The organism is Sphingomonas sp. (genome assembly GCF_036388215.1).
Taxonomy (GTDB): Bacteria; Pseudomonadota; Alphaproteobacteria; order Sphingomonadales; family Sphingomonadaceae; genus Sphingomonas.
The window spans coordinates 257,100-263,953 of the sequence record NZ_DASVSH010000010.1 but is presented as its reverse complement, the minus strand read 5'-3'; the positions used below and the strand labels follow the sequence as shown (position 1 = coordinate 263,953).

The 6,854-nt window shown below is 65.8% G+C and carries 5 protein-coding genes and 1 tRNA gene; 3 read left to right on the top strand and 3 right to left on the bottom strand.

The genetic code is table 11. The features are described from left to right. Positions 1–2,015: FtsK/SpoIIIE family DNA translocase (locus VF617_RS04750; RefSeq protein ID WP_331013704.1), on the bottom strand; the 2,015-nt coding region annotated here is incomplete at its 3' end. 104 nt (positions 2,016–2,119) lie between these two features. Here VF617_RS04750 and VF617_RS04745 point away from each other — a divergent pair. Beyond that, entirely contained in the window at positions 2,120–3,349 is a 1,230-nt protein-coding gene (locus VF617_RS04745) for an FAD-dependent monooxygenase (RefSeq protein WP_331013703.1), read from the top strand. Between the two features lie 10 nt (positions 3,350–3,359). Here the strand turns inward: VF617_RS04745 and VF617_RS04740 are convergent, their stop codons facing one another. Both VF617_RS04740 and VF617_RS04735 read right to left on the bottom strand, forming a co-directional pair. Further along, positions 3,360–3,968, bottom strand: coding sequence for an LON peptidase substrate-binding domain-containing protein (locus VF617_RS04740; protein ID WP_331013702.1), 609 nt, complete (start codon positions 3,966–3,968; stop codon positions 3,360–3,362). Beyond that, positions 3,965–4,855 (bottom strand): tetratricopeptide repeat protein, encoded by an 891-nt coding sequence (locus tag VF617_RS04735; RefSeq protein ID WP_331013723.1) that lies wholly within the window; start codon positions 4,853–4,855, stop codon positions 3,965–3,967. The genes VF617_RS04740 and VF617_RS04735 overlap by 4 nt, the downstream gene beginning before the upstream one ends. Positions 4,856–5,041: 186 nt before the next feature. On the opposite strand from VF617_RS04735, the gene VF617_RS04730 reads away from it, so the two are divergent. Together VF617_RS04730 and VF617_RS04725 are read left to right on the top strand one after the other, a co-directional pair. Continuing rightward, a tRNA-Gly gene (locus VF617_RS04730) sits at positions 5,042–5,116 on the top strand. Positions 5,117–5,297: 181 nt separating this feature from the next. Continuing rightward, on the top strand, positions 5,298–6,671 hold the full coding sequence (locus tag VF617_RS04725; protein WP_331013701.1) for a DUF1593 domain-containing protein: 1,374 nt from the start codon (positions 5,298–5,300) through the stop codon (positions 6,669–6,671). The last annotated feature ends 183 nt before the right edge of the window (positions 6,672–6,854 follow it).

Here is a 6,854-nt window from a genome sequence, read left to right as displayed (position 1 = left end):
GTGCCCTGCAGCTTCAGATGCGCCACCACCTTCTCGACCTCATCGTCTGAGACGAACGGGCCGTGGACGCGCTGAATGCGGCCGCCGCCGGCCAGGTAAAGCATGTCGCCCATGCCGAGCAGCTGCTCGGCGCCCTGCTCGCCGAGGATGGTGCGGCTGTCGATCTTCGAGGTCACCGAGAAGCTGATGCGGGTCGGGAGGTTGGCCTTGATGACGCCGGTGATGACGTCGACCGACGGGCGCTGCGTCGCCATGATCAGGTGGATGCCCGCCGCGCGCGCCTTTTGCGCCAGCCGCTGGATCAGGAATTCGACTTCCTTGCCCGCGGTCATCATCAGATCGGCGAGTTCGTCGACGATGATCACGATTTGCGGCAGAGGCTGGAGGTCGAGCGTCTCTTCCTCGTAGATCGGCTTGCCGGTATCGGCATCCCAGCCGGTCTGCACCTTGCGGCCGAGCTTTTGCCCCTTGGCGCGCGCCTGGCGGACCTTGTCGTTGAAGCTCGCGAGGCTGCGGACATTGGCGGAGGCCATCATCCGATAGCGGTCCTCCATCTGCTCGACCGCCCATTTGAGCGCGCGCACCGCCTTTTGCGGCTCGGTCACCACGTCCGCCAGCAAATGCGGGATGCCCTTGTACATGCTCAATTCGAGCATCTTGGGATCGATCATGATCATCCGGCACTGCTCTGGCGTCATCCGATACAGCAGCGACAGGATCATGCAGTTGAGCCCCACCGACTTGCCCGATCCGGTCGTGCCGGCGACCAGAAGGTGCGGCATCGGCGCCAGATCGGCGATCACCGGATCGCCGGCGATGTTCTTGCCGAGCACCAGGGGCAGGCTCGCGCCTTGGTCCTCGAAACTCTGGCTGCCGATCAGCTCGTGGAGGTTGACCGGCTCGCGCGTCGCGTTGGGCAGCTCGATGCCGATCACGCTGCGGCCGGGAATCGTGGCCACGCGCGCCGATATCGCGCTCATGTTTCTAGCAATATCGTCGGCGAGCTGGATCACGCGGCTGGCCTTGATCCCCGATGCGGGCTCGAGTTCGTACATCGTCACCACTGGCCCTGGACGGACCTCGACGATCTGGCCCTTCACGTTGAAATCGTCGAGCACGCTTTCGAGCAGCCGCGCGTTTCGCTCCAGCGCCGCCTTGTCGATCGCCGCATTCTTGTTGATCGGCGACGGTGTGAGCAGGTCGAGCGGCGGCAGCTTGTAGCTGTCCTTGAAATCCAGGCTGGTCTGCGTTGGGGGCTTGGTGCGTGCTGGAGAAGGCGCGATCGTCCGGTCGGCGATCACCGGCCCGGGGCGCGTATCGGGCACCACCACCTTGCGCGGCTCGGATATGGTCTGTTGGCGCTCGGGCTTGGGCTCCGGCGCTGGGAGCAGCGGCTTCTTGGTTTCCCCCAAGCGAAACTGGGGTAGGCTGAAGCCGCCCTCGGGCAAACTGAAATCGAGCCGATTCCACCAGATCCACAAGCCAAGGGCCGCGAAGACCACGCCCAGTGCGCGGCCCGCCCACCAGGTCAGGCTGGGCTCGCCGGCGAATCCGATGAGGAAATTGAACAAGCCGGCGACGCTGAGCCCCGCGATGCCGCCCCATCCGCCGGGGAGCGCCAGCACCGAATCGCTCGAGAAGAACGCCGCCGCGCTCGCCGCGAGCAGGGTGCCGAGCAGGGCCCCGCGCAGCATCCGTGCCCAATCCCCTACCGGCCGCCCTAGCCAGAGCCGGTTGGTGACGATCAGCCCGACCGGCGCAAGCAGCACAACCGGCACGCCAAGCGTGGCCAGCAACGCATCCGCGACCCATGCGCCGAGCGGCCCGAGCAGGTTGCGCGTCGGCCCGCCCGATGCGGTGTTCAGCGAAGGGTCCTGCGCGTGATAAGTGACGAGCGCCAGCACGGCGGCAAGCACGGCCAGAAACATCAACGTGCCGCCGATCAGCGCGATGCTGCGGCGCGCGCCAGCCTTCATCGTGTCGCGCAACAGCGACTTTTGTGCCCGGGACGCCATCCGCCCAGCCTCCGCAATTTTCAGGGGTGCGCGCGAATCATCGCCGCTCGCGAGTCCCGCGTCAAGCGGCTGGCGCAAGCGGGGGACTATGCTAACGGCGTTCCATGGCCCAGGCACAGTCAAGCGCGGACGTTCTTATCCTCGGCGGCGGGCTTGTCGGCAGCGCGCTCGCGGTCGCGCTAGATGCGCATGGCCTCACTTCGATCGTAATCGATCCCGCCGATGCCGCGACGATCACCGCCGCCGATTTCGATGGGCGGGCTTCCGCGATCGCATCGGCGCCGATGCGGATGTTCGAAGCGATCGGCGTCGCGCCCAGGCTGGCCGGCAAAGGCTGCCCGATCCAGGGCATCCGGGTCAGCGACGGGCTGGCGCCCGGCAAGCTCGATTTCGCGCCTGAACAGGGTGAAGGCGCGCTCGGGCACATGTTCGAGAACCGCCAACTGCGCAGCGCCTTGCTCGAAGCGGCGCAGGCGGCGGCGGGAGTCGACCTGCGGATGCGGACGCGTGCGGTCTCGGTCGAGCGCGGCGAATTCGGCGTGACGGCGATCCTCGATTCGGGCGCGACCGCGCATGCGCCGCTGTTGATCGCGGCGGAGGGCAGGAATTCGCCGATGCGCGAGGCGGCGGGCCTCAAGACCGCGCGGTGGAGCTACGATCACGCCGCGATGGTGGCGACGCTGGGGCATGAGCGTTCGCATGAGAATATTGCCTTCGAAATATTCTATCCGGAAGGCCCCTTCGCGATCCTGCCTCTGCGCGACGACGAACGCGGACACCGATCGGCGGTGGTATGGACCGTGAAGGCCGGCGACGCGGCGGGCATGATGAAGATCTCCGACCGCGCCTATCTGGCCGAGGCCGAGAAGCGCATGGGCGGGTTCCTGGGGAAGCTCGGCCCGCCTACCCGGCGCTTCAGCCATCCGCTCGGGTTTCACCACGCCGCCTGGATCACGTCGAACCGGTTGGCGCTGGTCGGCGACGCGGCGCACGGCATTCATCCGATCGCAGGGCAGGGCGTCAATGTCGGCTTTCGTGACGTGGCGACGCTGGTCGAGGTGCTGGTGGATGGCAAGCGGCTGGGCATGGATCTCGGCGATCCGCAACTGCTCGCACGCTACCAGCGCTGGCGCGGGCTCGACACCTTCATGGTCGCCACGGCCACCGATGGCCTGACGCGGTTGTTCGGTATCCCCGGCAAGACCGCAGCTGCGGTGCGCCGCTTCGGCCTCTCCGCAGTCGACAGGATGTCCCCGCTCAAGGATTGGTTCATCGCCGAGGCGCGCGGCGAGAGCGGCGATGTGCCAAAGCTGTTGCAGGGCGATCTGGCATAAGGGTGACGGCCTATTGCAGCGTGCCCACCTCGTCCCCGCTGCGGCCATAGAATTGCATGAGCTGGACGATCAGCTCGGCTCGGTCCGCCAGGGAGTTCGCTTCGAGCAGCGCCTGTTTCGATGCGGGGTCGAAGGGTGCGATCTGCGCGATGCCGTTGACCAGGGCTTCGTCGTCGAGCCGGGACACCGCTTCCCAATCGACCGCATAGCCAAGCCCATCGGCGAAGCGCCGCGATTCGATTTCGAGCGATGCGCGGCTGATCGACGCGAGCACTTCGCTTTCGCCGGCCGGCTCCAGTTCGGCTTCGACCTGGCGGAAGGGCGTGACCACGTCGAGCTCGCGCAGGATCGTGAAGCGCGCCAGTCCCTCCAGCACGATATCAAACCGCCCATCGTCGAGCGCTTCCACTTCAGCGATCCTGCCGACGCAGCCCATGTCGAACAAGGTCGGTGGCTCCTTGCCGTCGCGCGGCTGGATCATCCCGATACGGCGGTCGCGGGCCAGCGAATCGGTGATCATCGAGCGATAACGCGGCTCGAAGATATGGAGCGGCAAGTGCATCCGCGGAAACAGCAGCGCGCCGCTCAGGGGGAAGATCGACAGCCGAGTCGCCGTCATCCGAACAGGATCGCCGAAAGCTTGCGCCGCTGCGCCGATACCCAGGGATCTTCGAGGCCCACGGCTTCGAACAATTTGAGCAGCCGCTGGCGTGCCGCGCCTTCATTCCACTCGCGATCTTCGGCGATCATCGCGAGCAGGGTTTCGGCGGCCGCATCGCGGTCGTTCGCCGCCATCTGTCCGCCGGCCAGTTCGTAGCGCGCATCCATGTCCCCCGTCGCCGCTTGCGCCGCGAGACTGCTCAGATCTTCGATGGGCGTGGCTTCCTGGGCAAGGCTCACGGCCGCGCGGGCCCGCTCCACTTCGGGCGCCTTGGCGACATCGTCGGGCAGATCCGCAAGCGCGATCTCCGCCTCCCCGGTTCGCCCCAATGCGAGCAGCGCCCGGGCGCGGCCCGCCGCGACGGCCGGATGTGCGGGCGCCATCTCGCCGATCTGATCGAATACCGAAAGCGCCCGCTCCCCATCGCCTTCGGCGAGCAACTGCTCCGCCATCGCGATCAGCGGCTCCAGTTCGGCCTCCGCCGCGGCTTCCTCGCTCTGCACAGGCAATTGCTTCAATATCTGGTCGAGCATCGTGCGAAGTTGCGCCTCGGTCCGCGCTTGCGAAAGATCGGCGACCAGCTGGCCCTGGAACATCGCATAGACGGTCGGGATCGAGCGCACCTGGAATTGGGCGGCGATGAACTTGTTGGCGTCGACATCGACCTTGGCGAGCCTGACGCCCTTGGCGGCGTAATCTTCGGCAACCTTTTCGAGCACCGGCGACAGCGCCTTGCACGGCCCGCACCATTCGGCCCAGAAATCCACGATCATCAGCGAAGTCATCGAAGGCTCTACGATGTCGCGGCGGAAACCCTCGACGGCTTCCTTCTCTTGCGGGGTCATTCCAAGCGTGGCCATCAAGCGCTCCAAGGGAGTGGCGGTTTGGAGCCTATGTGGGGGTTTGGCCGTGATGCGCCAAGCGTTTTCGCCCGGGACTTGCGAGACAGGCCAGGGGGTTGCGCTGCCCCAAGGGCGCTGCTAGTGGCCGCGCCTCACCCGCCCGGTGCATGTTGCCGGGCAGACGCCAGAGCGGGCGTAGCTCAGGGGTAGAGCACGACCTTGCCAAGGTCGGAGTCGAGGGTTCGAATCCCTTCGCCCGCTCCAGCGATTGCGATACCCTGCCTCAGCGCGCGTGCACATGACGGAATATCCCGTCCGCATGCAAGATCGGAGGCGATGGGAAGCAAAGGCCGCCCAGACGACCCATTATAGTATATTAGCGTCCAATTGGGACCCTCCGCTTCCTGGCGGAAGGACAGACAGCATCTCAACAAGGACGTGGCTGATGTCGAAATTTGTTCTTTCCGCGCTGCTTTCACTGGCCGCGCTCATGCTGCCGGCCGCGGCACAGGCCGGGGAGAAGAGCCGCGTCCTTGTTCTGACCGATATCGGCAACGAGCCCGACGATTCCGAGTCCCTCGTCCGCTTCCTCGTCTATGCGAACGAGTTCGATGTCGAGGGGCTCGTGGCGACCACTTCGCGCCACCAGCGTACCACGGCGCGGCGCGAGCTGATCGAGGAGCGCGTGCGCGCCTATGGCCAGGTCCTGCCCAATCTGCGCGCCCACGCGCCGGGATATCCGGACGAGAACTTCCTGTGGGGCCGCATCAAGTCGGGCCGCCCTGAATTCGGTCTTGCAGCCGTCGGCGAAGGAAAGGACACCGAGGGTTCCCGCTGGATCATCGAGACGGTCGATAAGCCCGATGCGCGGCCGTTATGGGTGCTGGTCTGGGGCGGGGCAGTCGATCTCGCCCAGGCGCTCCACACCGTAAAGGCGACCCGTACCCTCGCGCAGGTCGAGGCCTTCATAAGCAAGCTGCGAGTCTATTCTATTTCGGATCAGGACGACGCGGGCCCGTGGGTGCGCCGCGCCTTTCCCGAAATCTTCTGGATCGTCAGCCTCCACGCGCAAAACCATTACGAGCGATCGACCTGGTCCGGCATTTCGGGCGAGGCCTGGTATCGTTTCGAAGGGCCCGAATCGCACCTCATCTCGAACGCATGGCTCAAGGACAATGTCCGCAAGGGTCCGCTCGGCGATCTCTATCCCGAGTGGAAATACATCATGGAGGGGGACACTCCCTCCTTCCTTTATCTGATACCCAATGGCCTGGGCGTGCCTGAGCGGCCGGACTATGGAAGTTGGGGCGGCCGCTATGGCCGATTGTCGCCGCAGGACAATATCTGGACCGACACTTCCGACATGGTGGAAGACAGCAAGGGGCAGGTGCGCGAGACCAACCAGGCGACGATCTGGCGCTGGCGCGAGGCCTATCAGCACGATTTCGCGGCCCGCATGCAATGGACGCTGACGCCGAAGCGCGCGGATGCGAATCACAACCCGCTGCTGGTGCTCAACGGCCGTCCGGGCCGCGATCTCGTCCGCATTGCCGCCAAGCCAGGGGCGGCGATCGTGCTGGACGCCGCCGGCAGCCGGGACCCCGACGGCCATGCGATACGCTATCGCTGGTTTCAATACCGGGAAGCCGGGGCCTTGAACCGAAACGCGGAAGGAAAATTCTCCTCCACCACCGACGAAAAGATCCTCTTCACTGCGCCGCCGCGCGACGGCGAGCATCATGTCATCCTGCAGGCGCGCGACGATGGCCCGCTAGGGCTCTACAGCTATCGCCGCGCCTTGATCACGGTCGCGCAATGATGCGGGGCCCAATGCGCGCTGGGGCTCATGATTTTCCTGATGCTGGCCGGTATCGCCGCCCCGGCCCAAGGCCCGGATATCCGTGGTCCAGAGCAGGGATAGCGGGCTTTACGATCCGGTAACGGTAGAATTTGACGGAGCCTGGACCTCGGAGGACCCCCACCCGGGGGATCAGGCGAGTGG

Coding starts and splice junctions, on each gene's coding strand:
- VF617_RS04740 (WP_331013702.1), bottom strand. CDS start 3,968: ATGACGGCGACTCGGCTGTCGATCTTCCCCCTGAGCGGCGCGCTGCTG.
- VF617_RS04725 (WP_331013701.1), top strand. CDS start 5,298: ATGTCGAAATTTGTTCTTTCCGCGCTGCTTTCACTGGCCGCGCTCATG.
- VF617_RS04745 (WP_331013703.1), top strand. CDS start 2,120: ATGGCCCAGGCACAGTCAAGCGCGGACGTTCTTATCCTCGGCGGCGGG.
- VF617_RS04735 (WP_331013723.1), bottom strand. CDS start 4,855: ATGACCCCGCAAGAGAAGGAAGCCGTCGAGGGTTTCCGCCGCGACATC.